Annotated in this window: 23 protein-coding genes and 2 pseudogenes; 10 read left to right on the top strand and 15 right to left on the bottom strand. The window is 75.3% G+C overall.

Annotated elements, in window-relative coordinates:
* Nucleotides 1–106: 106 nt before the first annotated feature.
* The gene (locus tag ABZ449_RS14590) at nucleotides 107–1,561 is read right to left on the bottom strand and encodes a PLP-dependent aminotransferase family protein (protein ID WP_360345371.1); all 1,455 of its coding nucleotides are present in this window, start codon (nucleotides 1,559–1,561) and stop codon (nucleotides 107–109) included.
* A gap of 127 nt (nucleotides 1,562–1,688) precedes the next feature.
* Nucleotides 1,689–2,177 (bottom strand): universal stress protein, encoded by a 489-nt coding sequence (locus tag ABZ449_RS14585; RefSeq protein WP_360345416.1) that lies wholly within the window; start codon nucleotides 2,175–2,177, stop codon nucleotides 1,689–1,691.
* Between the two features lie 586 nt (nucleotides 2,178–2,763).
* Between ABZ449_RS14585 and ABZ449_RS14580 the strand changes: the two are divergent.
* Nucleotides 2,764–3,156, top strand: a pseudogene (locus ABZ449_RS14580) (transglycosylase family protein); the annotation flags it as partial.
* 75 nt (nucleotides 3,157–3,231) lie between these two features.
* Here the strand turns inward: ABZ449_RS14580 and ABZ449_RS14575 are convergent.
* Complete coding sequence (locus ABZ449_RS14575; RefSeq protein WP_360345414.1) at nucleotides 3,232–3,816, bottom strand: pyridoxamine 5'-phosphate oxidase family protein; 585 nt, start codon at nucleotides 3,814–3,816, stop codon at nucleotides 3,232–3,234.
* A 154-nt stretch (nucleotides 3,817–3,970) separates the two neighbouring features.
* On the opposite strand from ABZ449_RS14575, the gene ABZ449_RS14570 reads away from it, so the two are divergent.
* Complete coding sequence (locus ABZ449_RS14570; protein WP_360345369.1) at nucleotides 3,971–4,906, top strand: helix-turn-helix domain-containing protein; 936 nt, start codon at nucleotides 3,971–3,973, stop codon at nucleotides 4,904–4,906.
* A 194-nt stretch (nucleotides 4,907–5,100) separates the two neighbouring features.
* Here the strand turns inward: ABZ449_RS14570 and ABZ449_RS14565 are convergent, their stop codons facing one another.
* Nucleotides 5,101–5,535 (bottom strand): CBS domain-containing protein, encoded by a 435-nt coding sequence (locus tag ABZ449_RS14565; protein ID WP_360345367.1) that lies wholly within the window; start codon nucleotides 5,533–5,535, stop codon nucleotides 5,101–5,103.
* A 321-nt stretch (nucleotides 5,536–5,856) separates the two neighbouring features.
* Here ABZ449_RS14565 and ABZ449_RS14560 point away from each other — a divergent pair, with 321 nt between their 5' ends.
* From ABZ449_RS14560 to ABZ449_RS14545, 4 genes and pseudogenes are all read left to right on the top strand, one after another.
* Nucleotides 5,857–6,291, top strand: a complete 435-nt coding sequence (locus tag ABZ449_RS14560) for a VOC family protein (protein WP_360345365.1) — start codon at nucleotides 5,857–5,859, stop codon at nucleotides 6,289–6,291.
* A 4-nt stretch (nucleotides 6,292–6,295) separates the two neighbouring features.
* Nucleotides 6,296–6,643 carry an MmcQ/YjbR family DNA-binding protein gene (locus ABZ449_RS14555; RefSeq protein WP_360345363.1) on the top strand — a complete coding sequence of 116 codons (348 nt, stop codon included), beginning with the start codon at nucleotides 6,296–6,298 and terminating at the stop codon, nucleotides 6,641–6,643.
* A 104-nt stretch (nucleotides 6,644–6,747) separates the two neighbouring features.
* A pseudogene (ligD, locus tag ABZ449_RS14550) lies at nucleotides 6,748–7,617 on the top strand (non-homologous end-joining DNA ligase); the annotation flags it as partial.
* A gap of 102 nt (nucleotides 7,618–7,719) precedes the next feature.
* On the top strand, nucleotides 7,720–8,574 hold the full coding sequence (locus tag ABZ449_RS14545) for a DNA ligase (protein WP_360345412.1): 855 nt from the start codon (nucleotides 7,720–7,722) through the stop codon (nucleotides 8,572–8,574).
* Nucleotides 8,575–8,699: 125 nt separating this feature from the next.
* Here the strand turns inward: ABZ449_RS14545 and ABZ449_RS14540 are convergent, their stop codons facing one another.
* The 4 genes from ABZ449_RS14540 to ABZ449_RS14525 all read right to left on the bottom strand — a co-directional run bounded on the left by ABZ449_RS14540 (nucleotide 8,700) and on the right by ABZ449_RS14525 (nucleotide 10,528).
* Entirely contained in the window at nucleotides 8,700–9,284 is a 585-nt protein-coding gene (locus tag ABZ449_RS14540; RefSeq protein WP_360345361.1) for a type 1 glutamine amidotransferase domain-containing protein, read from the bottom strand.
* Between the two features lie 11 nt (nucleotides 9,285–9,295).
* On the bottom strand, nucleotides 9,296–9,607 hold the full coding sequence (locus ABZ449_RS14535) for a PRC-barrel domain containing protein (protein WP_360345359.1): 312 nt from the start codon (nucleotides 9,605–9,607) through the stop codon (nucleotides 9,296–9,298).
* A complete protein-coding gene (locus tag ABZ449_RS14530) occupies nucleotides 9,604–10,017 on the bottom strand; it encodes a hypothetical protein (protein WP_360345357.1) in 414 nt (137 codons plus the stop codon). Before ABZ449_RS14530 ends, ABZ449_RS14535 begins: the two co-directional genes overlap by 4 nt.
* Nucleotides 10,018–10,081: 64 nt before the next feature.
* Complete coding sequence (locus ABZ449_RS14525; protein ID WP_360345355.1) at nucleotides 10,082–10,528, bottom strand: hypothetical protein; 447 nt, start codon at nucleotides 10,526–10,528, stop codon at nucleotides 10,082–10,084.
* A 408-nt stretch (nucleotides 10,529–10,936) separates the two neighbouring features.
* Between ABZ449_RS14525 and ABZ449_RS14520 the strand changes: the two genes are divergently transcribed.
* Nucleotides 10,937–11,539: a DUF4328 domain-containing protein gene (locus ABZ449_RS14520; protein ID WP_360345353.1), complete on the top strand. Its 603-nt coding sequence runs from the start codon at nucleotides 10,937–10,939 to the stop codon at nucleotides 11,537–11,539.
* 51 nt (nucleotides 11,540–11,590) lie between these two features.
* Here the strand turns inward: ABZ449_RS14520 and ABZ449_RS14515 are convergent, their stop codons facing one another.
* The 3 genes from ABZ449_RS14515 to ABZ449_RS14505 form a co-directional block, all read right to left on the bottom strand.
* On the bottom strand, nucleotides 11,591–12,190 hold the full coding sequence (locus ABZ449_RS14515) for a GNAT family protein (protein ID WP_360345351.1): 600 nt from the start codon (nucleotides 12,188–12,190) through the stop codon (nucleotides 11,591–11,593).
* Nucleotides 12,191–12,311: 121 nt separating this feature from the next.
* On the bottom strand, nucleotides 12,312–12,968 hold the full coding sequence (locus tag ABZ449_RS14510; protein WP_360345349.1) for a TNT domain-containing protein: 657 nt from the start codon (nucleotides 12,966–12,968) through the stop codon (nucleotides 12,312–12,314).
* A gap of 212 nt (nucleotides 12,969–13,180) precedes the next feature.
* Entirely contained in the window at nucleotides 13,181–14,539 is a 1,359-nt protein-coding gene (locus ABZ449_RS14505; RefSeq protein ID WP_360345347.1) for a geranylgeranyl reductase family protein, read from the bottom strand.
* Between the two features lie 399 nt (nucleotides 14,540–14,938).
* Between ABZ449_RS14505 and ABZ449_RS14500 the strand changes: the two genes are divergently transcribed.
* On the top strand, nucleotides 14,939–16,003 hold the full coding sequence (locus ABZ449_RS14500) for an LPXTG cell wall anchor domain-containing protein (protein ID WP_360345345.1): 1,065 nt from the start codon (nucleotides 14,939–14,941) through the stop codon (nucleotides 16,001–16,003).
* A gap of 376 nt (nucleotides 16,004–16,379) precedes the next feature.
* Here ABZ449_RS14500 and ABZ449_RS14495 read toward each other — a convergent pair whose 3' ends face one another.
* From ABZ449_RS14495 to ABZ449_RS14485, 3 genes are all read right to left on the bottom strand, one after another.
* Nucleotides 16,380–17,480 carry an ionic transporter y4hA gene (locus ABZ449_RS14495; RefSeq protein WP_360345343.1) on the bottom strand — a complete coding sequence of 367 codons (1,101 nt, stop codon included), beginning with the start codon at nucleotides 17,478–17,480 and terminating at the stop codon, nucleotides 16,380–16,382.
* Between the two features lie 73 nt (nucleotides 17,481–17,553).
* Nucleotides 17,554–19,101 carry a serine/threonine-protein kinase gene (locus ABZ449_RS14490; RefSeq protein WP_360345341.1) on the bottom strand — a complete coding sequence of 516 codons (1,548 nt, stop codon included), beginning with the start codon at nucleotides 19,099–19,101 and terminating at the stop codon, nucleotides 17,554–17,556.
* Nucleotides 19,098–19,859, bottom strand: coding sequence for a serine/threonine protein kinase (locus ABZ449_RS14485; RefSeq protein WP_360345339.1), 762 nt, complete (start codon nucleotides 19,857–19,859; stop codon nucleotides 19,098–19,100). Before ABZ449_RS14485 ends, ABZ449_RS14490 begins: the two co-directional genes overlap by 4 nt.
* Before the next feature lie 265 nt (nucleotides 19,860–20,124).
* Here ABZ449_RS14485 and ABZ449_RS14480 point away from each other — a divergent pair, with 265 nt between their 5' ends.
* Nucleotides 20,125–20,532, top strand: a complete 408-nt coding sequence (locus ABZ449_RS14480) for a hypothetical protein (RefSeq protein ID WP_360345337.1) — start codon at nucleotides 20,125–20,127, stop codon at nucleotides 20,530–20,532.
* Nucleotides 20,533–20,823: 291 nt separating this feature from the next.
* A complete protein-coding gene (nagB, locus tag ABZ449_RS14475; RefSeq protein ID WP_360345335.1) occupies nucleotides 20,824–21,606 on the top strand; it encodes a glucosamine-6-phosphate deaminase in 783 nt (260 codons plus the stop codon).
* Between the two features lie 310 nt (nucleotides 21,607–21,916).
* Here the strand turns inward: nagB and ABZ449_RS14470 are convergent, their stop codons facing one another.
* Nucleotides 21,917–23,437, bottom strand: a complete 1,521-nt coding sequence (locus tag ABZ449_RS14470; protein ID WP_360345333.1) for a YncE family protein — start codon at nucleotides 23,435–23,437, stop codon at nucleotides 21,917–21,919.
* Nucleotides 23,438–23,549: the final 112 nt, after the last annotated feature.

Raw genomic sequence — 23,549 nt, 5'->3', positions numbered from 1 at the left:
TACCGACGCAGGAGCGGCGAGCGGACACCGCGCACCGGCCGCCCGCGTTCCGCCCCCACGCGCCCGCCCGGGGGCCTATGCTTCGCCGGCTCTCCCCCCGCCCCCTTCATCCGCACGGCGGCAGGATGTCGCAGAGCACGCCGAGCGCCGCCGGGTAGGCGTGGTCCGGCGGCGTGGCGTAGCCGACCACCAGACCGTCGACGGCGGGCATCGCCTCCTCGCCGACCGCCGGGTGCCGGTAGTCCGCGAGCCCCTCGACGGCCAGGCCCCGGTAGGCGGCGGCCTTGAGCACCGAACGCTCGGTGCCCGGCTCCAGCCGCAGCACCGCGTGCAGGCCGGCCGCGATGCCGGAGACCTCGATGTGCGGAGCGCGGGCGGCGAGCGCGGCCACCAGCCCGTCACGTCGCTCCCGGTAGCGGCGGCGCATCCGGCGCACGTGCCGGTCGTAGCCGCCGGAGTCGATGAACTCGGCGAGGGTGAGCTGGTCCAGGGCGCTGGCCCAGCCCTCGCGTTCCCCCTTGGCGGCGAGTGCCCGGTCCACCAGGTGGTCGGGAAGCACCATCCAGCCGAGCCGCAGCGCGGGGGTCAGGCTCTTGCTGGCGCTGCCGAGGTAGACCACCCGTTCGGGGTCGAGCCCCTGGAGGGCGCCGACCGGCTGGCGGTCGTACCGGAACTCCCCGTCGTAGTCGTCCTCCAGGATCAGCCCGCCGCGCCCGCGCGCCCAGTCGACCACGGCCGCGCGGCGGGCCGGGTGCAACGGGCCGCCGGTCGGGAACTGGTGGGCGGGGGTGAGCAGGGCCGTCCGGACCTCCGGGTGTCGCGCCAACTCGCCCGTCCTGGCGCCCTGTTCGTCGATCGGCAGCGGAACGGTGGCGACGCCCGCGGCGGCCAGCAGCCCGCGGTGGAAACCCAGCCCGTACGCCTCGACGGCCAGCGCGCCGTGCTCGGCGGGCGGCAGGACGGGGGCGGCGCCGTCGAAGAGCAGCCGCAGGGCGTGGGCGAAGCCGGAGCAGACCACGATCCGGTCCGGGTCGGTGCGCACCCCCCGGGCGCGGGCGAGGTAGTCGGCGAGGACGGTGCGCAGTTCGCGCCGGCCCTGGGGATCGCCGGGCCCGAAGGCCTCGTTGGGGGCGTTGGTGAGGGCCCGGCGAGCGGCGGCGAGCCAGGCGGTGCGCGGGAAGGAGGCGGCGTCGGGCTGGCCCTGCCGCAGGTCGTGGGCGGGACCGGGGCGGCGGACGGGCCGGCGGACCCGGGTGCGCGGGACGGGTTCGGCCCGTTCGGCGACGGCGGTGCCGGAGCCCTGACGGGCGGTGAGCCAGCCCTCGGCGACGAGTTCGGCATAGGCCTCGGCGGCGGTGTTGCGGGCCAGGCCGAGGTCTGCGGCGAGGGCGCGGTAGGGCGGCAGCCGGGTGCCGGGAGCGAGTCTGCCGCTGCGGATCGCCTCGCGCAGCGCCGCCATCAGCGCGGCGCGCCGGCCCCCGGTGGCGGGGAGGTCGAGGTGCAGGTCGTTGCCGGTCGGGTGGGCGGGCTCGGAGGGGTGCGTGCCCCGCGTGTCCGTCATGGTCACGCACACTACCGGCCGCCTCCCGGCACCCCTCGGGCGCCTGCCCGGCTGGCGGCACCGGCGCCGTAGCCGTAGCCGGCTACGGACACGGGCACCTACTACGGGCCCGGCTACGCTGCGACGACTACGGCACGACGGTGACCGGCCAGCGGCCGGCCTTCACCAGCCGGACGGCCACCGAACCGATCACCTTGTGCCCCGCCTGCTCGGAGACCCCGACCACCACGGCGTCGGCGCGCAGCTCGTCCGCGAGCTTGGCGAGGCCGGTGTACGGGTCGCCGCGCATGGTCAGGAAGCGCCACTCCACCTTCCACACCTCGCGCACCCGGTGCTCGGCCTCGCGCAGCGCGGCCAGCAGTTCCTCGGCGATCTCCTGGGTGGTCTCCTCCACCGCGGCCCCGGCCAGGGCGGTCGCGGCGCCGAGGATCGGCTGGATGTACGCCACCGCGAGGACGGCGCCCTGCCGGCGGGCCAGTCCGGCGGCGTAGGCGGTCGCCCGCCAGGAGGAGTCGGAGCCGTCCAGGCCGGCCAGGATCACGGTGGGGCCGTCGGTGCCCAGCTCGAAGCCCGCGGGTGCGGCCGCCGCCTCGTGCTCCGGGGGGCCGGTCGGCACCCCGGCCGCGGCGGCCCCTTCCGTACCGGCGTCCGTCGCCCCACCCGTGCCGTCGGCCGCCTCTCCCGCGTCCGCCGTGTCCGCCGCATCGCTCTCGTTGCTCATGGGGTGAGGCTATGCCCGCCACCGGGAGTGACGATCGGGGGCACTCCGGGTGAGGGCTGTGGCCCGGGCCACCCGGGGCGGCGGCCGGGGCTTCGGATCCGGCACCGGCGGCTGGCCGACCGTCACACGCTGTCGACCGTGTGGGCGGCCTCACAGCGGTTCCGGGGCGGTTCCGGAGTGGTGCGGGCCACTTCCAGAGGCTTTCTGATCTTGGAAATAGGGGTAAATCAGGCGAAATCGCCCCAATTCCTTGATCTTTACCCTTGGTAACAGCCCTCTGACGTGGCTAAACCTTCGAATCCTTGAAACCGCCACGACCACCCCCGTAACTTCGAACCCGTTGCACCGAGCGATCCGCTCCGGCCGGGCCCTCCGCCCCCGGACAGGACGGTGCAGGCCACGCGAGTGACGTGTCCCCGAAACCGACGGCCTTCCGAAGGCCTGGTTCCGCGTGCTCGCAGAAACCTCCGAAAGGAACTCCATGACCTTCCGTAACGAGACCGCCGCTGCCACCACCACTGCCACCCCGAAGCGCCGCAACCGCGTCCGGATGGCTCTGATGGCCGGGGCGCTCACCGCCCTGCCGGTGGCCGGCCTCGTCACGGCCACCAGCGCCTCCGCCGCGCCGGCTTCGGTCTGGGACAAGGTCGCCGCCTGCGAGGCGACCGGCAACTGGGCCATCAACTCCGGCAACGGCTTCTACGGCGGCCTGCAGTTCACCTCCAGCACCTGGGCCGCCTTCGGTGGCACCGCCTACGCCCCGCAGGCCCACCAGGCCACCAAGGCGCAGCAGATCGCCATCGGCGAGAAGGTCCTCGCCGCCCAGGGCCCGGGCGCCTGGCCCGTCTGCTCCGTCAAGGCCGGTCTGTCCAAGTAGGACCGCATGCCATGAGGCCGCCGCACCCCACTTCGGGGTGCGGCGGCCTCGTCGCGTCCGGATCCGGAGACCTCAGGAGCCCGACACCTCGACCCCGGCCGGCCGGGGCGGGAGCGGCAGCGGGAGGACCGGCAGGCCGTCGATGCCGGTGCCGACCAGCGGCTTGCGCTCGCAGCAGGCGCCGAACTCCTCCTCGTCCTTGCGGTCGAAGTACTGCGCGTGCAGGTCCCGGTCGGCCCGGTGGTCCATGAACGGCACCGCGTACCCGCAGGAGTCGCTGACCCGCTCGGCCACGGCCAGCACGATCGCCCGCGGGCCGGAACCGTCTGCGGCCGGGTCGAAGTGGCGGAGCAGTCCGGCGAACCGCGGGTCGGCCCGGAAGACCGGCTCGCCGCGCCCGTGCACCCGCACCACGGTCGGCGGTCCCTCGAAGGCGCACCACATCAGGGTGATCCGGCCGTTCTCCCGCAGATGGGCGACGCGCTCGGCCTGCGAGCCGCCGAAGTCCAGGCAGGCGAGGGTGAGTTCGTCGATCACCGCGAGCGTCCCGGCGCGGCCCTCGGGCGACAGGTTGACGTGCCCGTCGGCCGCCGGCGGAGCGGTGGCGACGAAGTAGACCGGCTGTCGCTCGATGAAGCCGCGCAGCCGCCCGTCGATGCGTTCGTACTGCTTTCCCGTGCGCGCAGGTCTGCCCGCATCCCCACCGCCGGGAAAGAAGGATCCGTCCCCTGAGACCGACCGCCCGCCGGAGCCGGGCCGCTTACGATGGTCGGGGCACCTGTCATCTGCCAGGTCGAGCACGGGAGTTGTGATGACCCGCAGCACCCTCACCGCCGACGCGCCCGGGACGGTGCTCGGCACCCCCGCCGTGCCGCTGCGCCCGCACGTCCTCGGCTACCGCGGCTACCGGGTGGCCCTGCGGCAGCCGTTGCGACGGCTGGAGGTGCCGACGGACGTGGTCACGGTGGCGCTCGCCTTCGAAGGCACGATGAGTCTCACCGATGCCGTCTCCCCCGCGCCCGCCACCGCTTTCGGCTCGGTCGCGGCCGGGCTGCGCCGCACCGCGACGATCGCCGAACACACCGGCGTGCTGCACGGGTTGGCCGTCTCGCTCACCCCGCAGGGCGCGTTCCGGGCGTTCGGTCCGATGGCCGGGGAGCTCGGCGGGCACTGGGCCGAGGCCGGGGACGTGCTGGGCCCGCGGCTGCGGGCGCTGACCGAACGGCTGGCCCACGCACCGAGCTGGCCGGCCCGGTTCGCCATGCTGGACGGCTACTTCGGCGCGCTGTTCGCGTACGGGCCGGACTGGGATCCGTCCGTGCACTGGGTCTGGCGGCAACTGCGGCACTCGCACGGGCTGGTGCCGATCGGCGCCCTGGTCGAGGGCACCGGCTGGAGCCGCCGCAGGCTGGAGCTGCGCTTCCGCGAGCAGGTCGGACTGGCCCCCAAGCAGGCGGCCGGCATCCTGCGGCTCCAACGCACCCTCCACGTGCTGACCGCCCAGGAGGGGCGGACCGCCGGCGCCCGGACCGCCGGGGCGCGCACCACCGGCGCCGACCTGGCCAGGTGCTGCGGCTACTACGACCAGTCCCACCTCGACCGGAACTTCCGTGCCATGGTCGGCCGCTCGCCGAGCGCGTTCCTCGCCTCCCGGCGCACCGCCGCCGCCCTGATCGAGCCCGCCGGCCGGGTCACCGACCGGGTCCACGGGCGGGTGACCAGCGCGCTCCTGGGCATCGGAGGCTGATCGGGGCCGAAGCGTGCGCCTTCACGAGATGCGCCTTCACGAGGTGCGCCTTCGCGAGGTACGCGTCCGTCGAAGATGCGCATTTGTACAAGACGCACCGGTGCCCCGCCCGGCACGCTCGGAGAGCCCGGCCGGTACGGGGGACCGGCCGGTCACGGGGCGGGCGGGAGCGGGGCACGCGGGGTGTCAGCCGGTCAGTGCTTCATGTAGACGCTGTCCATGAACTCGATGATCTGCTGATCGGTCAGCCGCTGGCCGTCCCGGTGCCCCATCGCCAGGTCGGCCTCGCTGATCATGCCCACCAGCCGCTCCCCGTCGATCACCGGGATGCGCCGGATCTGGTGCTGCTCCATCTTGCGCAGCACCGCCTCCATGCTGTCCTCGGCGCGCACGCAGTGCAGGTGGCCGGAGAGCTCCATGGCCGTCATGGTGGCCGGGTCCTTGCCCTCCGCGATACATCGCAGCACGATGTCGCGGTCGGTGATGATGCCCTTCAGCTTCTGGTCGTCGCCGCAGATCGGCAGCGCGCCCACGTTCTTGTCGCGCATCATCTTCGCGGCCTCGGCCAGCGTCTGGTGGGCGCCGATGCACTGGGCACCGGTGTGCATGATGTCTCGGGCAGTGGTCACGGGGACTCCTTCGTCGGTGGTTCCCCCCGCTGGTCCCCCCGCATCCCCCCGGCGGCGCTCCCGGGCTCCCGCCGTCGGAGCGGGAGCGGTGTGACCGCGCCCTCACCATAAGCAACCCGGCCCCCGCCCGCGACCCCGGCCCGGCGCCCGCCCGCGAGGCCCGAGCCCTGGCCGGGGCAGCGCCCGGCGCCCGGCCGGCGGCGGAGGGACCGGGGCGGGCGGAGTTCCGGAACGTCCATGGCGGGGCACCGGGTACGGCCGCAGAGTGGGAAACCGAACGACCCGCACGACAACCCGCGTCTCCCGAGGAGTGAGCGAGCCATGGACGCCACCGAGACCCCCGCCCCGCAGGTCTGGCCCAGCCTGCGCGCCACCGACGCCCGCGCCCTGATCCGCTTCCTGGTGGAGGCCTTCGGCTTCCGGGAGGTCGTCGCCTACGGTGAGGGCGACGTCGTCGCCCACGCCGAACTCGCCTGGCCCGAGGGCGGCGGCGTGATGCTCGGATCCGACCGGGAGACGCCCGAGGGCGACGAGCCCTGGCCGGGCCGGCCGGGCGGCTTCACCGCGTACGTGGTCACCGCCGACCCGGACGGCGTGCACGCCCGCGCGGTGGCCGCCGGGGCCCGGATCACCACCGGGCTGCACGAGACCGACTACGGCTCGCGCGACTTCGCCGCCGCCGACCCGGAAGGCAACCGCTGGTACTTCGGCACGTACCCGGGCGCGCCCCGGCCGGTCGCCCGACCGCGGGGGTGACGCGGTGCGCACGCCGGTGGAGCGGCTGCGCGCCCTGTGCCTGGCGCTGCCGGAGGTCGAGGAGCGGGTCAGCCACGGGGAGCCGGGCTGGTTCGCGGGCTCCGGCCGCCGGGCCCGGATGTGCGCGATGCTCGCGGACCACCACCACGACGACCGCCTCGCCTTCTGGTGCGCGGCCCCCGGCGGAGCGCAGCAGCGGCTGATCGAGGAGGACGCCGAGCGCTGCTTCCGCCCGCCGTACGTGGGGCACCGGGGGTGGCTGGGCGTCCGCCTGGACGGACCGGCGCCGGACTGGGCCCGGATCGCGGGCCTGGTCGCGGACGCCCACGCGCTGGTCGGCCCGTCCCGGTAGCGGCCCTCGGGGCGGTCGCCCCCGAACCGGGGCAGACTGGCCTCGGGGGCACCCACCGGAGGCATCGGAGGCTTCCCGGGCGTCGGAGGCGGACCGTGCCGCAGATGACCGTGGACGGGCGCACCCTCGCGCTCTCCCACCTCGACAAGGTGTACTACCCGCGCACCGGCACGCCCAAGGGCGAGGTGCTGCGCTACTACGCCGCCGTGCACACCGCCCTGCTCCCGCACCTGCGCGACCGCCCGGTGTCCTTCCTGCGCTGCCCGGACGGCGTAGCGGCGGAGGTGTTCGTCGCCAAGAACCCGCCGCCCGGCACCCCGGACTGGGTGCGCACCGTCGACGTGCCGAGCAACACCGGCGAACTGCGGCAGGTGGTGCTGGAGGACGGCGCGGCGCTGCTGGCGGTCGCCAACCTGGGCTGCCTGGAGCTGCACGTCCCGCAGTGGCACGCGGCCGCGCCCGCCCTCGCCGACCGGCTGGTGCTGGACCTCGACCCCGGCGAGGGCGCCGACGTGCTCACCTGCCGCACGGTCGCGCTGCTGCTGCGCGAGCGGCTCGCGGCGGACGGCCTGACGGCCTGGGTGAAGACCTCCGGCTCCAAGGGCCTGCACCTGCTCGTCCCGATCGAGCCCACGCCGAGCACCCGGGTCTCCGGGTACGCGAAGGCGCTGGCCGCCGCCCTGGAGGCCGAGCTCCCGGAGCTGGTGGTGCACACCATGGCCAAGGCCCGCCGCCGGGGCCGGGTGCTGGTCGACTGGTCGCAGAACAACGCCAAGAAGACCACCGCCGCGCCGTACACCCTGCGGGCCCGGCCGCTGCCGACCGTCTCCACCCCGCTGGCCTGGGAGGAGCTGGAACGGGCCGGCGACGAGCAGGACCTGGTCTTCACCCTCGCCGAGGTGCCCGACCGACTGGCCGCGCACGGCGACCTGCTCGCCCCGCTGCTGGACCCGCGACGGGCCCGGCCGCTGCCCGGCGCGCCCTCCGCGTCCGGAGAGCCCCCGGCGTCCGCGGTGCCCTCGGCGTCCGCGGCGCGGCCGCCGGCGCGCCAGGTGCTGCACCCGCCCGTCGAGGTGATGCGCCCGGCCGCCGTGACCGCCGTCCCGCCCGCCGACGGCCTGGGCGGCGGGGGCGTCCAGTACGAGCTGAAACTGGACGGCTTCCGCTGCGTCGCCTTCGCCCGGGGAGAGCGGCCCGCCTGCCTCCAGTCCCGCAGCGGCCGGGACCTCGCACCCGAGTTCCCGCCGATCGCCGCCGCCGTCGCCCGGCTGCCGGAGGGGCTGGTGCTGGACGCCGAACTGGTCGCCTGGCGCGGCGGCCGGTTCGCCTTCGACGAGCTGCTGCGCACCCGCCGGGCCCGCGCCGCCACCCCCGAGGTGGCGCTCGGCCTGATCGCCTTCGACGTGCTGGCGCTGCCCGGCCGCGACGTCCGCCGGCTGCCGCTCACCGACCGCCGCCGGCTGCTGCTCGCCGCCCTCGCCGACGTCCCGCCGCCGATCCAGCCGGTCATGGCCACCACGGACCGGGCGGAGGCGCTGGAGTGGATGGAGCGGCTCGCCGACACCGGGGTGGAGGGCCTGGTCTGCAAGGCCGCCGCCGCCCCGTACCGGCCGCGCGGCGCGGGCCGGGTCTGGGTCAAGTACCGCCGCGGCGACACCCTCGACGCCACCGTCCGGGCCGTCACCGGACCGGCCGCCCACCCGCACGCGCTGATCCTCCAGCTCGACGACGGGCGGGTGTTCCTGACCGTCCCGCGGCTCACCCCGGTCCAGTCCCGCGAGGTCGCCGAGATCGTCCGCCCCCTGCTCGGCCCGCCCACCACCGACCCCGACCACGGCCCGGTCCACCCGCTGACCTCCCCGCTGCGCGCCGAACTCACCCTCACCGGCCGCCCGCCCACCGCCACCTTCGTCCGCCTGCGGGGCGACTGACGGGCCGCCCGGCGGCCTGCCGCGACCCGCCCCGGCCCGGCCCGGCCCGCCGAGGTGCGCACCGCCTCCACCGGGTCACCCGTGCCCGCCGGTGATCCCCCACCGGCTCGCTCCCGCCCGCGCGCTCACCTCCTCCCGCTCGCCGCCGCGTGGGCGAACTCCGTCACGAAGGCGTCGTCGAACACCGGCAGGTCGGCGGGCTTGCGGCTGGTGACGAGCGGCCCTGGGCCGTCGTGGCAGACGTGCACCGGCTCGTCCACCCAGTGCGCGCCGGCGTTGACGAGGTCGGTGCGCAGGCTGGGCCAGGAGGTGAGGGTGCGGCCGCGGACGGCGTCGGCCTCGATGAGCGTCCAGGCCGCGTGGCAGATCGCCGCGACCGGACGGCCGGCGGCGCAGCAGGCGCGCACGAAGGCGACCGCCGGGCGGTCCAGGCGCAGCCGGTCGGGGTTGGCGACGCCGCCGGGCAGGACCAGCCCGTCGTAGTCGGCCGGGTCGGCCTCGGCGACCAAGGCGTCCACGGCGAAGGTGTCGCCCTCGGCGTGATGCCGGACGGTCCGGACCCGCCCCTCGGCGGTGGACAGCAGCCGCGGGGTGCCGCCGGACTCGGCGACCGCCTGCCACGGGTCGGTCAGCTCGACCTGCTCGGCTCCGTACGGCGCGACCAGGAACGCGATCGTCCGGCCGGTGAGCGTGGTGGACGGCCAGCCCATGGTGCGGTCGCTCAGCCCGGGTGCGGTGCGGTCAGGTCGACGGCCGCGGCCGCGGGCGGGGCGGTGCTGAGCCGGGCGCGCGGGCAGTCCAGGTGGACGGCGCGGTCGAGGTGGTCGAGCCGGGCGACCAGTCCGGTCGGGACGAGCACCCGGGTGCCCGGCACCCAGGGCTCGGCGTCGACCAGCAGGTGGTCCCCGGCGTCCTGTTCGACCCGGCCGACCGGGCCGTCGGTGGCGTGCACCTCGTACCCGACCAGCGTGAGGTCGGCGGCGGGATGGGAGCCCGGGCGGTACTCCCACAGGTCGGTGGTCATCGTGATCATGCCTCCGGACGGTCCCAGGGGCGCCGCTCGCGGCGCTCACGGCGTTCCCGGTACTCCGCCGGGTCCATCGGTTCGACTCCGCCGCGGGCCTCGCGCCGGCGGCGCAGCAGCTCGGAGGCGGCGACGGCGGCCGCCACCGTGGCCGCCCAGACCACACCGAGCGCGACCAGTACGGCGGTGGCCGGGGTCCGTACGCCCACGCCGAGACAGATCGCCGTCATCATCAGGGCGGTCACCATCACCCCCGCCGAGATCCTGCGCGAGACCCCGCGGCACACCCGCCGGACCCGACCGGGCGCCCTGGCGCCCATCGTGCTCAGCTTCCGGTCGAGCCGTGTGTCCTGGCGCAGATCGGACTCGATCTCCTCGAGGAGCCGCCGCTCCCATCCGCTCAACGCGGGTCCGTCCATCTCGGTCACCTCCGACACTCCGGTGACGTGCTCGCACCCGGCGGTTGCCCGGTACGGGCCGGCACTAACCGTTCCGGGCCCCGCCTGTCCCGGCGCCGACGGGTCCGAAGGCCCGGGGGCGGGCGAGCAGGCTGTCGTCCAGGACGCTCAACAGGGCGGCGGCGTCGCGGTGGACCTCGGCCGCGCCCGCCGCCCGCAGCTCCGGCCCGGTGTCGCGGCCGGCCGTCAGGGCGACGCACGGCACCCCGGCCCGCCGAGCGGCCCGCACCTCGCGCACGCTCCCGGCGACGGCCACGGCGTGCCCGGGCCTGCCGTCCACCAGGTCCAGCGCGGCCCGCACCGGGTCGCCCCCGGGATCGGCCACGGTGAGCGCCGGGGCCCCGGCCGGCCCGGGGCCGGTCAGCACCACCGTCCAGCCCCGGGCTGCGCACTCGCGCAGCAACTCGGCACCGCCGGGGAGCGTGGGCTGCCACCAGTCGGTACCGAAGAGAGCCGCCGAGACCACCGTCATGACCACCGCTTCCGTTCGCGGGCGACACACCGAACCCTCCCCATCCAGGTTAGGTCGCTCCTCCGCCACGCGCGCAGCCTGCGCCCCGGATCCGTCCGGGCGAACCGGCGACGCACCGGCCCGCGCCGCCGGTCCGAGGCAGGGAGAGGGGGCGGGGAGAAGGGGCGGGGAGAGGGGGCGGGGACAGCTCGTGGGACGGGGTCCGCCCGGCTCCGCCCCGCCGCGGCAAATGGCTGGTCATGGTGATCGACTGGCCCTAGGGTGGCGCTCCGTCACGTTGGTCCAGTCCAGGAGTCCGTTCCCCGATGCCTTCGCCCGCCGTGTACCGCTCGCCGAGAGCCGGCGCCACCGCCGCCACCGTCCTGCTCGCCGTCTGCGGCGCCACGACCCTCGCCTCGCTCGGCGTCGGTGTCCTCGCTGTACGCGGAGGCCGGCGCGCTCGCCACCGGCGCCGAGTCCGACGGGTCCTCGCTGATGGACACGGCGCTGCTCTACGACAACGTCGGCCTCCTCCAGGTGGTGGCCCTCGCCGCGTCCGCGATCGCGTTCGTCGCCTGGTTCCACCGGGTCCGGGTGAACGCCGAGGTCTTCGACCCGCGCGGGCACCGGTTCAAGCGCGGCTGGGCGATCGGCAGCTGGTTCACCCCCGTGGTCGCGCTCTGGTTCCCCCGGCAGATCGCGGGCGACATCTGGCAGGCCAGCGCCCGGCCGGACGCCTCGGGAGTGCGCCCGCAGCTCCCGCAGACGCTGCTCACCCTCTGGTGGGCCGCGTTCTGGGCCTCCAACGTGACCGGCCGGATCGGCTCCCGGTACCTCGACTCGGCCTCGGCGAAGTATGCGGACGGCTACCAGGAGGCCGTCGGCTGGCTGCTCGCCTCCGACCTGCTGTCGGTGGCGGCAGCGGTCCTCGCCGTCCTGGTGGTCCGCAGGCTGACGGCCATGCAGGAGGAGCGCTTCGCCGTGTCCGCCGCCCCCGCGTACGGCGTCCACGGCGGGACCGTCTGGGGCTGAGGCCGCCGCCGTGCCCCGGGGCCCGTCCGGCGGAGCTTCGCCGGACGGGCCCTACTCCGTGAACGGGTCGGAGGCCAGCCGGGCGTGCAGGTGCTCGTCCACGTAGAGGTCCCCGCCGTAGGTGTAGGAGGCGCGCAGGGTGCCCTCGTAGGGGAAGCCGGCGCGCTCCGCGACCCGGCAGGAGGCCTCGTTGCCGACGGCGTGGTAGAGCTCGATGCGGCGGACGTCGGCGTGCTCCACCGCCCAGCGGGTGACGGCGGTGGTGGCCCTGGTGGCCAGGCCCCGGCCGCGGGCGGGAGGGAGCAGCCAGTAGCCGACCATGGCCACGCCGTCGTCCCGGTTGGTCCACCCCAGGTAGACGTTGCCGCACAGGCTGCCGTCGACGGCGTCGATGACGGCGAAGGGCGCGGCGCTGCCCTCGGCCCAGCGGGTCTCGCAGCGGTCGAGGTAGGCCTCGGCATCGACCGGGCCGGAGGCGCTGAGCGGGGTCCAGCGCAGGACGGCCGGGTCCGCCGCGGCGGCGACCAGGGCGGGCACGATGCCGCCGGGCACGTCGAGGGCGCGCCCCCACGGGCGCAGCACGACGTCGCCGAGGTCGAGGACGGCGGGGTGGAAGACGCGTCGGTCGGTGCCGGGAGCGCTGATGGTCATTCCGTCTTCCTACTCCCCGCTTCGCCGAACCCGCCAGCGAATTTCCCGGTGCCCGGCCGGGTCCGCGGCGCCCGCGGGTCCACGGCCCGGACGCTGCGGACCCGCGGAGCGCGGACCGGGGTCAGATCCGGGCCAGGTAGCCGTTCTCGACCAGCCAGAGCACGTTCAGCCTGGCCGGGCCGCCGGGCAACAGGGTGCCGTCGAGCTGGTACTGCAGGCCCCAGCCGGGCTGGTTGAACCACGGCGCGATCGGGCCGGCGTGCACCGTGAAGGCCTTGACCACCTTGTAGTCGTGGTAGTTGCAGGCGGCGGGCGGGTTGCCGTCCAGGCTCTGCGGCGGGATCGCGCGGTTGGCGTAGGGCAGGCCCTCGGGGGCGAGGAAGGCGCCGTACTCGCTGCCGTAGCGGTCGATGTTCTGGTTCGGGTACAGCGTGAGGTCGAACTCGATCGGGCTGCCGTCGGGCAGGGTGACGTAGCCGTCGGCCGGCGGGTATATCCAGCCGCCCTTGCCGCCGTTGCCGGCCGGGTCGTAGTACTGGGCCAGGAAGGCCTGGTCGCTCGTGCCGCCGGTGCGCTGGTAGCCGGCGAGCTGGCGGCCGACCGGGCCGGTGGTGGGAAGGTCGGCGGGGCCGAGCCGGGCGTCGTCGTGGCGGAACGCGGCGGAGCACTGGTCGGAGGGGGTGGCCGCCGGGGCCGCGAGGGCGGCGGGGGTGCACACGGCGGTGAGGGCGGCGGCCGCGGCGAGCGGCGCGACGAGCAGGCGAAGGCGAAGGCGCACGGGTGTCTCCGTCGAACGGTCAGCAGTCGAAGAGGGAGCCACGGAGGGGCGCTGTACTCACCCTCCGTGGCTGGTTCGACACCAGGCAATCGGATCTTCTGATCATTCGTCAATACGATCCGTGCGACTGCGTGTTCGACGTCGCGAATTCGGCCGAAGCCGGGACGACGGGACCGCCCGTCCGGGAGGATGGGCGGTCCGGCGTCGCCGGGTCACTTCCCCGGGGCGACCCGCCCGAGCAGGTGGAGCAGCCGGTCGAGGGCGTCCTTGGAGTTCGGCTCGGTCAGGTTGACCATCAGCCGGAACGCCACCTTCAGCAGCGCCGGGTGGCCGAGCCCGGAGGCCCCGGCCGCGCCGAGCAGCTTCGGGCGGCCCAGCAGGTCGGCGGCCAGGCGGCCGAGCGCGAAGTAGCCGGCGTACGCGGAGCGCAGCGCCTGCGGGTAGGCCCGCAGGGCGAGTTCGCGGCCCCGGTCGGTGCGGCGGGCCAGGGCCTGGACGATGGTCTCGGCGGCGAAGCGGCCGGACTCCATCGCGTAGGCGATGCCCTCGCCGGTGCCCGGGCTGACCGTGCCGCCCGCGTCGCCGACCAGCAGCAGGCCGTCGGCGTAGTGGGGCCGGCGGTTGAGGCCCATCGGCAGGGCGGCGCCGCGGATCGGCTCGGTGACCCCCTCGGGGGTGTAGCCGTACTCCGGGGGCAGGCCGTCGCACCAGCGGCGCAGCAGCTCCCGCCAGTCCACCTCGGTCTTGGCGGTGTCCAGGACCCCGAGGCCGACGTTGGCGGTGCCGTCGCCCATGCCGAACACCCAGGCGTAGCCGGGCAGCAGGCGCCGGGCCCGGTCGTCGGGGTCGCGCAGGTCGAGCCAGGCCTCCAGGTAGCGGTCGTCGTGGCGCGGGGTGGTGAAGTACGTCCGGTACGCGACGCCCATCGCACGGTCGGTACGGCGGTAGCGCTTCATCGCCACCGACAGTCGGGTGGAGTTGCCGTCGGCGGCGACCACGACCGGGGCCCGGTAGACGACCGGCCGGCGCTCCTCCCCCGACTTGGCGGTGACACCGGTGATCCGGCCGGTCCGCTCGTCCAGCAGCGGGCCCGTCACATTGGCGCGTTCGACCAGCCGGGCGCCGGCCGACGCGGCCTTGCGGGCGAGCAGTTCGTCGAAGTCGGCGCGGCGCCGGACCAGTCCGTACCCGGGGTAGGCGGAGAGCTCGGGCCAGTCGAACTCCAGCGAGCGGTGCCCGGCGATCAGTCGCAGGCCCCGGTTGTGCAGCCAGCCGGCCTCCTCGGAGACGTCGATGCCGAGGTCGGTCAGCTGCTTGACGGCGCGCGGGGTGAGGCCGTCGCCGCAGACCTTCTCGCGCGGGAAGGCGGACTTCTCCAGCAGCAGGACGTCCAGGCCGGTCCGGGCGAGGTGGGCGGCGGCGGTGGAGCCCGCCGGTCCGGCGCCGACCACGATGACGTCGGCGCTCTCCGCGGCCTGGACGTCCTCCTCGCCCCTGTCGGTCTCCTCGGGCCGGACGGTCTGCTCTGGGCCGGGCATCGCACTCTCCCACGGGTCGGATCGGCTGTTCACGCGACGGATTCCTCGGACTGGGCGGTTCCGGACGGACGATAGAGAACCCCGGCACCCGCCCGCCGCCCCGACACGCAGGCCGTCGCCGCGGACCGGTCAATACCGGCCACCGCGGACGTCCGGATTCACCCGCCGGACCGGGACCCGGAGTTGACCGCCCGAACGCCTCGATGGCACGCGGAACCATGACAAGCGGGTGATCAGATCGTTATAGCGAACTAGTCGGACCAATCGCCTGGAGCGATGCAATTCGGCCAAACCTCCCTTGCGTCAGGTTTCCCACTGCGGGAACTTTTGTGCCCCTCCCGTCGCACGAAACCGGCTCCCGCCGAGCGCCGACCAGAGGCTCCCGCCCACCGCGCGGGCCCGTCCCGGCCTGCCGTACCCGATGGAACTCCGATGCACCTGCGCTCCACCGCCGCGCGCTCCCTGGTCGCCGTCCCGACCGCCGCCGCACTCATGCTGCTCGCCCCCGCCGCGCACGCCGTCTCGGGCGGCAAGGGCGGCGCCCCCGGCAACAACGGCACCGTCAAGATCCACGACGCCGCCACCGGCCAGGAGGACGTGCGCAACGAGCCCAAGGTCTGCACCTTCTACCTGGACTCCTTCGGCTTCGACGCCAACCAGGACGTGATCTGGGCGATCTCCACCGTCGGCCCCAAGGGCGAGACGCTCGCCGCGTGGGGTGACATCCCGGTCGACCCGCACGGCCACGTGCGGACCGAGGACATCCACCTGCCGGACGGCCACTACAAGCTCTACTGGCAGTCGGTCGAGCTGGTGGACGGCCAGCTGCCGAAGAAGCCGGACCTCAACAACCCCAAGCACAAGGTGTTCAAGGTCGACTGCGGCGGGCAGAGCCCGACCCCGACCGGCAAGCCCTCTCCGACCGTGCCGCCGACCCCGGTGAAGACGCCGCCGGCGAGCCCCACCACGGTGCCCTCGCACACCCCGTCGGCCCCGGCCACCACGCCCGCCACCACCCCGGCGACTCCGCCCGCGACGACCCCGCCCGCGACGACCCCGGCCTCGCCGAGCGCGAGCCCGAGCACGAAGCCCAGCGAGACGCCGAAGCCCCCGGTGCCGCCGACGGCCATCCCGACCACCCCGGCGGCGACCGCCCCGGTGACGCCTCCGGCGACCACGCCGGCCACCACCTCGGCCACCACCCCGGCCACCGAGCAGCCCACCGGCGCCCCGAGCCCGGCCCCGTCGAACGCGCCGACCGCCACCGTCCCGGTGCACGTCCCGACCACCGAGACCCCGGTCAACCCGGAGCAGCCGCTGATCATGCCCGACAAGGTCAGCGTGCCCACCCCGATCCCGGGCGCCGCGTCGGACGGCAAGAAGCTGGCCACCACCGGTAGCGACGGCACCCTGCTCTACGCCGGCGCCGGCACCGTGCTGCTGCTGGGCGGCGCGGGCGCGGTGGTCTACGCCCGCCGTCGCCGCACCAGCTCCTGAGGCACCCGCCCGGGTGCGTCCCGGGCAGCGCGCCGCGACCGAGCCGCGGCGCCACTGAGCCCCTGGCCCGCGAGCAGCTGCGGGACCAGGGGCTCCCTGTCGTTCCACGGCGCGCACCCCCTCGGGGGTTCACCGACCTCGGGGGCTCACCGGCGGTCGCACCGGATTCGACGAGGGGCCCTGGCCACGGGGGCGGACCAGGGCCCTCACCCGGAAGCACGGCCACCACCCCGTCCCGGGTTCACCGTCCGTCCCACGAGTCTCGACACCGCCGGCCCCACGGGCCCGTCCGACCGGCCCCGGGAACACCGGAAGCCCCTGGCCGCACGGGGGGACGGGCCAGGGGCTTCCACCCTCGACTACGGACGGCGGGCCGTCACGGGTTCAACGCCAGCACCACGTACCCCGCCAGCACCGCCAGGTGCACCGCGCCCTGCAACGGGGTCGCCCGGCGCGGGATGACCGTGAGGGTGAGCAGCACGATCGTCAGGGCCAGCAGCACCATGTGCGCCGCGCCGAGGCCGAGGACGAGCGGGCCGGAGAGCCAGCTGGAGGCGATCGCGACCGCCGGGATGGTCAGGCCGATGCTGGCGAGCGCCGAGCCGAGGGCCAGGTTGAGGCTGGTCTGCACGCGGTTGCGGACGGCCGCGCGCAGCGCCGCGATGGTCTCCGGCAGCAGCACCATCATGGCGATCACGACGCCGACCACGGCGTGCGGGAGTCCGGCGTCGTCCACCGCCTTCTCGATGGTCGGCGACACGCCCTTGGCCAGGCCCACCACCGCCACCAGGGCGACGGCGAGCAGCAGCAGGCTGACCCCGGCGGCCCGGAGGGTGGGCGGGGAGGCGTGCTCCTCCTCGTCCAGCACCCGGCCCTCGGGGGTGACGGGCAGGAAGTAGTCCCGGTGCCGGACGGTCTGGGTGGCCACGAACAGCCCGTAGACCACCAGCGAGGCGGTGGCCGCGAAGGTGAGCTGGGTGGTGGAGAACTGCGGGCCGGGCGAGCTGGTGGTGAAGGTCGGCAGCACGAGGCTGAGGGTCGCGAGGGTGGCGATGCAGGCGAGCGCGGCGCCGGTGCCCTCGGCGTTGAACACGGCGGTCCGGTACTTGACGGCGGCGACCAGGATGGACAGCCCGAGGATGCCGTTGCAGGTGATCATCACGGCGGCGAAGACGGTGTCGCGGGCCAGCGTGGAGGACTTGTCCCCGCCGTCGGCCATCAGCGTCACGATCAGCGCGACCTCGATCACGGTGACCGCCACCGCGAGGACCAGTGATCCGAAGGGCTCCCCCGACCAGTGCGCGATGACCTCGGCGTGGTGCACGGCGGACAGCACGGCGCCCACCAGGAAGCAGGCGACCACGGCCACCACCCAGCCGGGCAGTTCCTCGTGCCAGGTCAGGATGAGGACGAGGAACGACACCACCGGGACGACGACGGTCCATTGCGCGACAGCGGCGCGGAGCTTCGTGATCATGCGGCCGAGGATCCCAGACCGGGGGCCCGTCACCCGGGTGCCCGCGCCGGGATACGTATGGATGTGGCACAACTCATCCCGTTTCGCCCGATGACCCACCGTAGCCACGAAGATACTGAAGCACTTTGTCGACATGTTGCCGAACCCGCTCCGGGACACCCCCGGCGCCCGCCACGGTCTTGTCGCTGGTGCGGTACGCCGCCGCGACCAGGGCGGGCAGGTCGCGGGTGAAGCCGTGGCGCTTCATCTGCTGGTCGAGCCAGCAGGCGTAGTTGCCCATCGCGGCGATCGCGTCGCCCGGGTCCCAGTACGACCTGGCGCCGGGGTGGGTCGCGGCCTTGCCCCAGGCCTCGAAGACCGAGGGCGTCCACATCGCGATGCCGTACTCGCCGGTCTCCGGGCGGGCGGCGTTCGGGTCGAAGCCGCTCTCGGCCTTCAGCATGGCGGCCAGCAGCACCGGAGTGACCTCCGGCTCGGGGCAGCGCCGCGCCGCGGTCTCGATCACGCCCCGGTACGCCAGGGGGACGTCCGAGCCGGCCGGGATCGCGCCGGGCAGCGGGGGCACCGCGCGGTGGGCGGAGCCCGGCCCACCCGGCTCCGCTCCACCGGCCAGGGCGAGGACGGCGAGCCCGCAGGCCAGCAGGCGCGCGCCGGCCCGGACGGCGACGCGGCGGCGCCGGGCCGGCGGGGCGGTGGCCCGGGCGACCAGCACGGCCAGCTCGGTACGGGTCCGCTCCTCCCGCCCGGCGGCGAGGCAGGCGGTGACCGCGGACCGCCAGCGCACCGGCAGCGCCTCGTCCAGCCGCAGCGGCGCGGCACCGCGCGCGTAGGCCTGGGCGGCCAGCGAGCGGGCCCGGGCGGTCGTGCCGAGGAAGGGGTGCAGGCCGCCGGTGAGCAGCTGGTGGGCGATCACGCCGAAGGCCCAGACGTCGGCGCTGGGGCGCACCGCGACGCCGCGGGCGCCGGTGCGCTCGGACCACCACTCGGGCGGCACGTGGTCGGGCGAGCCGAGCGGCGGGGCGTAGGCGTGGGTGCCCTCCAGCTCGGCGGTGAGACCGAAGTCGGCGATCTTCGCGGTGCCGTCGGGCATCAGCAGCACATTGGCCGGTTTCAGGTCCCCGTGCACCCAGCCGGCCCGGTGCATGTGGGTCAGTCCGGCGCAGACCCCGGTCAGGATGCGCTCGGCTCCGGGCACCGCCGTACCGGGGCGCACCTCGGCCAGCAGGTCCTGGAGGCTGCGGGCGGCGCGTTCCATCACCAGGGCGACGGCGCCGTCGAGCGCCGGGTGGTCCGGGTCCTCGACGGTGACCACGGCGAGGGTGCGGATCAGGTGGGGGTGGTCGGCGCGGCGGCTGAAGCGCTGCTCGCTGCGGGCCATCCGGGCGACGGTCCGGCGCTGGCCGGGGCTGAACCGGGCCGCGCCGAGGATCTTGACGGCGGCCGGGCTGCCGTCGGGGCCCTCGGCGGCGTGCACGCTGCCCCAGGCGCCCGCGCCGAGGAAGGCGCCGAGGCGGTAGCCGGCGATCGGGTAGCCCGCCGGGACCTCGAACGGCAGGCCGTCCGGCCCGGTGCCGTCGCCGGGCGGTTCGGACTCCGGCCCGGGCGGAGCGCCGGGCGTCACGGCCGGGCGGCCGGACGCCGGGGCGGGAGCAGGGCCAGGTGCTCCTCCCGGACGAGGTCGAACCTCAGCGCCAGCGCCACCAGGTCCTCGCGCTTGCCGCCGCCAGCGCCCTCCTCGTACGGCTCGCGCAGCCGCAGCTTGGTCTCCACCAGGTAGTCGATGTGGTAGTTCACCGCCGAGCGGCTCAGTGAGCGGCAGGACGGCAGGGCCCGCAGCCGGGCGAGCACCTCGGCCACCCCGGGGACGGCCGCGGCGGAGGGCGAGCGCAGCCGGGGCTCGCAGAGCGCGAGCAGGACCAGGAAGTACTTGGCGGTCGGATCCAGGGCGAACGGGCTGACGGTGTGTTCGCCGCCGGTGCCGTCGGGACGGCCGTCGAGGTAGGCGTGCTGCGGGGCGAAGACCTTGAAGGCGGCGGGCTCGCCGAGGGCGGGCAGCAGCACCCGGGAGAGTTCGAACGGGACGGGCGCACCGAGCCGGCCGGGCGCGACCTTGACGTGCTCGCCCGCGCCCTCCAGGTTCTCCACCACATAGGTGGCCGAGGCACTGAAGTTGGACAGCCGCCAGTAGTCCTCGGCCGCGACCACCTCTCCCGCCCGGCGGGAGACGCCCTGGTCGGGCAGTGGGATGGGGACCGGTCGGCCGGGCTCCCCACGTCCGAACACCGCGGCCTCGCCCGGGCCCATCCGCAGCAGGCCGGGGGGCTTTCCGGGCGCCGTCTCGGGCCCCGGGCAGGGAAGTTGCACGATGACCGTGTCCACGCGGCACCTCCGTGGGATCGGGTCGATGGTATCCGTCCGATTCGCCCCGGAGGCAACCCGCCACCCGGACGGGTGAGCCGCCCGCACGAACTGATCGTCCGTCAGGACGGGAGTTGTCCGTGTGCTGAACGAGCGGCGAATGGTTGCAGGATGTAGTTGAACCGTCACCATGAGTGTGACGCAACGCACACGCGCCGATTCCACAATGTGTGCAAGACTCATCTCAAGGAGTGAGATTCCCTTAATTTCCAAGGAGGTTCGCATCATGCGCGCTCGGATCGCAGCTGTGGCGCTGGTGACGGCAGGGATAGCCGGCCTGACGGCGGCTCCGGCCATGGCGGCCACGGCGACGTCCGGCACCGACGCCGCGGCCTGCGCCGCGGTGCTCAACCAGCCCTGCGTCTCGCACCAGGCCGACGGCGGGGGCGTCGTGGGCGTCGCCCAGGTCAGCGCCGCCCCGGGCCAGTTGACGATGGTTCGGGTCGAGATCCGCACCCAGGCCGCCTGGGGCAGCCCGTGGGAGACGGTCGCCACCGCGACCACCGTGCAGTTCGGCTCCGCCAAGGCGGTCACTCCGCGGGTGACCGCCACCGGCCCCCGCGTGATCTGCGCGACCGCGGGCCCGGCGCTGGACGTCACCCAGCAGGCCACCACCTGTACCAACCCGTTCTGATCGCGGAGCCGCCGAGGCGCCGCACCCGCCACCCCCACACCGTCCGTACGACCGGGCAGCCGTCCGGACGACCCGGGGGCGGGAAGCAGTAGTCGGCACGAACACCGGGCCGGTCGTCGGGGCATCCCGCCCCGACGACCGGCCCTCGCCGTTCCCACCAGGCGGAAGGGGCGGCGGGCCGAAGACCGCCCGGGGCCGGACCCGGGTGGACCTGGGGCGCCCCTTCACGGCAAACTGGTCTAGACCTCGGAGGTCTAGACCTCAGACTCGCCTCAGAACGGTGGACCCAGTATGGAAATCGTGATCGTCCCTGACGCCCGTGCGGCCGGCGACCTCATCGCCGCGGCGATCACCGATCTGCTGACCGACAAGCCCGACGCCCTGCTCGGCGTGGCGACCGGCTCGACCCCGCTGCCGATCTACCAGGCCCTGGCCGAGCGGGTCCGCGACGGCCGGCTGGACGCCACCAGGGCGCGCATCTGCCAGCTGGACGAGTACGTCGGCCTGCCCGCCGGCCACCCGGAGTCCTACCGTTCGGTGGTGCTGCGCGAGGTCGTGGAGCCGCTCGGCCTGACCGAGGACTCCTTCCTGGGCCCGGACGGCAACGCCTCCGACATCGCCGCGGCGGCCATCGCCTACGACCGCGCCCTGGCCGAGGCCGGCGGCGTCGACCTCCAGCTGCTCGGCATCGGCACGGACGGCCACATCGGCTTCAACGAGCCCTGCTCCTCGCTCGCCTCCCGGACCCGGATCAAGACCCTCACCCGGCAGACCCGCGTGGACAACGCCCGCTTCTTCGACAGCATCGACGAGGTCCCGCACCACGTCATCACCCAGGGCATCGGCACCATCCTGGAGGCCCGCCACCTGGTCCTGCTCGCCACCGGCGAGGCCAAGGCCGAGGCCGTCGCGCTCGCCGTCGAGGGCCCGCTGTCCGCGGTCGTCCCCGCCTCGGCGCTCCAGCTGCACCCGCACGCCACCGTGGTGGTGGACGAGGCGGCCGCCTCCCGCCTCAAGCTCGCCGACTACTTCCGCGACACCTACGCGGCCAAGCCGGCCTGGCAGAAGCTCTGAGCGGATCCGATCGGAGCCGATCGACTCCGAGCATCCGCCGCCGGGGCGCCGATCGCTCCCGGGCAGCGGTCCTGACGGCCGGGGCGGCGGCCACCGAGGGGATTCGGTGGCCGCCGCCCCGGCCGTTCGCCGTGCGGTGACACCGGCCACGGGCCGGGCGGCAGGGCCATGGCGCGGCGGACCGGGGACCGAGGACCGGGGACCGAGTCGGTACGCCTTCGGACACCTCGCGCGGCCGTTTCACGCGCCGGGCCCCGCCGAAGGGTCTCGGCGGGGCCCGGCGCGGCTGCCCGTGCGCGTTGGACGGGCGCTACTTGCAGGTGATCAGCAGCCCGAGGACCGCGGAGCAGCTGCGGGTGGCCCGGCTGGTGGCGGGCGACGGGTCGGCGGGCGCTCCGGCGGTGCGGGCCACGGTGACGTCCCAGCTGCGGAGCAGCGAGAACAGGCCGACCTGGACGGAGAAGTGCCGGGTGGTGCTCGCGCCCTTGGCCAGCGGCGCGGTCAGCGCGCAGCCGAGCTTCCCGGCGGCGATGGTGCAGTCGCCGGAGGTCGCCGTCAGCCCGGCGGGCAGGTCGGCGGCGACGGTGGCGGTGGCGACGGGGTCGGGGCCCTGGCCGGTGAGGGTGACGGTGTAGTCGACCCGGCTGGAGAACAGCCCGGTCACCGGGGTCGCGGTGAGCGCGACGCCCAGGTGGGCGGCGGGGGCGGTGTAGGTGAAGTGGTCGGCGGCGACGGCCGCACTGGTGCCGCCGGGCCCGGTGACCCGGACGTCCACCGGCCCGGTCACGGTGGTGGCCGGGGCGGTCGCGGTGCAGCTCGCCCTGGTGCAGCTGAACGAGGTGGCGGCGCCGGCCGCGCCGAAGGTGACGGCGGTGGCGCCGGCCAGGTCGGTGCCGGTGATGGTCACCGTGGTGCCGCCCGCCCCGGAGCCCGCGTTCGGGCTGATCGCGGTGACGTCCGGCAGCGGCAGCGGGAAGTTCACCACGTCGACGGCGTCGCCGGTGAAGTCGGCGAGGTAGCCGCGCCGCCCGTCGGCGGTCAGGGCCAGGCTGTACGGGGCGGCGCCGACCGGGACGGTCGCGGTGACCGTCCGGCTCGCGGTGTCCACCACGCTCAGGGTGCTGTCGGCGTAGTTGGAGACGTAGGCCGCCGCGCCGTCCGGGGAGAGGGTCACGGCGTAGGGCCCGGAGCCGACCGCGACGGTGCCGAGGAGGGTGCCGGCCGCGGTGTCGATCACCGCGGCGGTGCCGTCGTCGCCGTCGGCGGCCCACAGCCGGGTGCCGTCCGGGCTGAGCGCGAGCCCGAAGGCGCCGTGGCCGACCGCGACGGTGCCGCTCACCGTGCCGGTCGCGGTGTCCACCACGGTGACGGCCTTGTCCCCGGAGGCGGCGACGTACAGCCGCGTGCCGTCCGCGGTCACGGCCAGCCCGTGCGGTTCGGCGCCGACCGGCACGGTCGCGGTCACGGTGTCGGTCGTGGTGTCCAGCACGCTCACGGTGTTGGCGGCGGCGTTGCTCACGTAGGCGCGGGAGCCGTCCGGCGCGAGGGCGAGGCCCCAGGGCTGGGCACCGACCGGGACGCTCGCGGTGACGGTGCCGGTCGCGGTGTCCACGACGCTGACCGCGTTGTCCAGGTGGTGCGTCAGGTAGGCCCGGTGCCCGTCGGGCGACACGGCGACGGCGTACGAGCCCGTCCCGGCGGTGAAGCCGCCGGAGACGGTGTTGCTCGCGGTGTCCAGCACGCTGACGGCGCCGCTGCTCTGGCTGGTCACGTAGGCGTGGCCGCCGTCCGGCGTGAGCGCGACGCCCGCCGGGTAGGGCGCGACCGCCACGTGCGCGGCGACGGCCGGCGGTGGCGTGACGGCCTCGGCCGTGGCGGGCAGTGACAGCAGTGCGGCCGTGGGGGGGGGGGGGGGGGCCCCCCGCGGGGGGGGGGGGGGGGGT

Source organism: Kitasatospora sp. NPDC005856 (assembly GCF_040629945.1).
Taxonomy (GTDB): Bacteria; Actinomycetota; Actinomycetes; order Streptomycetales; family Streptomycetaceae; genus Kitasatospora.
Note: the sequence above shows the minus strand (reverse complement) of the source record. Positions and strands in the feature narration are given on the sequence as shown.

Excerpts from the sequence above, each read along its gene's own strand:
- ABZ449_RS14495 (WP_360345343.1), bottom strand. The coding sequence starts at position 17,480 with ATGATCACGAAGCTCCGCGCCGCTGTCGCGCAATGGACCGTCGTCGTC.
- ABZ449_RS14530 (WP_360345357.1), bottom strand. The coding sequence starts at position 10,017 with ATGGACGGACCCGCGTTGAGCGGATGGGAGCGGCGGCTCCTCGAGGAG.
- ABZ449_RS14545 (WP_360345412.1), top strand. The coding sequence starts at position 7,720 with ATGCGCCCGGCCGCCGTGACCGCCGTCCCGCCCGCCGACGGCCTGGGC.
- ABZ449_RS14515 (WP_360345351.1), bottom strand. The coding sequence starts at position 12,190 with ATGACCATCAGCGCTCCCGGCACCGACCGACGCGTCTTCCACCCCGCC.
- nagB (WP_360345335.1), top strand. The coding sequence starts at position 20,824 with ATGGAAATCGTGATCGTCCCTGACGCCCGTGCGGCCGGCGACCTCATC.
- ABZ449_RS14525 (WP_360345355.1), bottom strand. The coding sequence starts at position 10,528 with ATGACGGTGGTCTCGGCGGCTCTCTTCGGTACCGACTGGTGGCAGCCC.
- ABZ449_RS14500 (WP_360345345.1), top strand. The coding sequence starts at position 14,939 with ATGCACCTGCGCTCCACCGCCGCGCGCTCCCTGGTCGCCGTCCCGACC.
- ABZ449_RS14590 (WP_360345371.1), bottom strand. The coding sequence starts at position 1,561 with ATGACGGACACGCGGGGCACGCACCCCTCCGAGCCCGCCCACCCGACC.
- ABZ449_RS14560 (WP_360345365.1), top strand. The coding sequence starts at position 5,857 with ATGGACGCCACCGAGACCCCCGCCCCGCAGGTCTGGCCCAGCCTGCGC.
- ABZ449_RS14570 (WP_360345369.1), top strand. The coding sequence starts at position 3,971 with ATGACCCGCAGCACCCTCACCGCCGACGCGCCCGGGACGGTGCTCGGC.
- ABZ449_RS14535 (WP_360345359.1), bottom strand. The coding sequence starts at position 9,607 with ATGATCACGATGACCACCGACCTGTGGGAGTACCGCCCGGGCTCCCAT.
- ABZ449_RS14540 (WP_360345361.1), bottom strand. The coding sequence starts at position 9,284 with ATGGGCTGGCCGTCCACCACGCTCACCGGCCGGACGATCGCGTTCCTG.
- ABZ449_RS14480 (WP_360345337.1), top strand. The coding sequence starts at position 20,125 with ATGCGCGCTCGGATCGCAGCTGTGGCGCTGGTGACGGCAGGGATAGCC.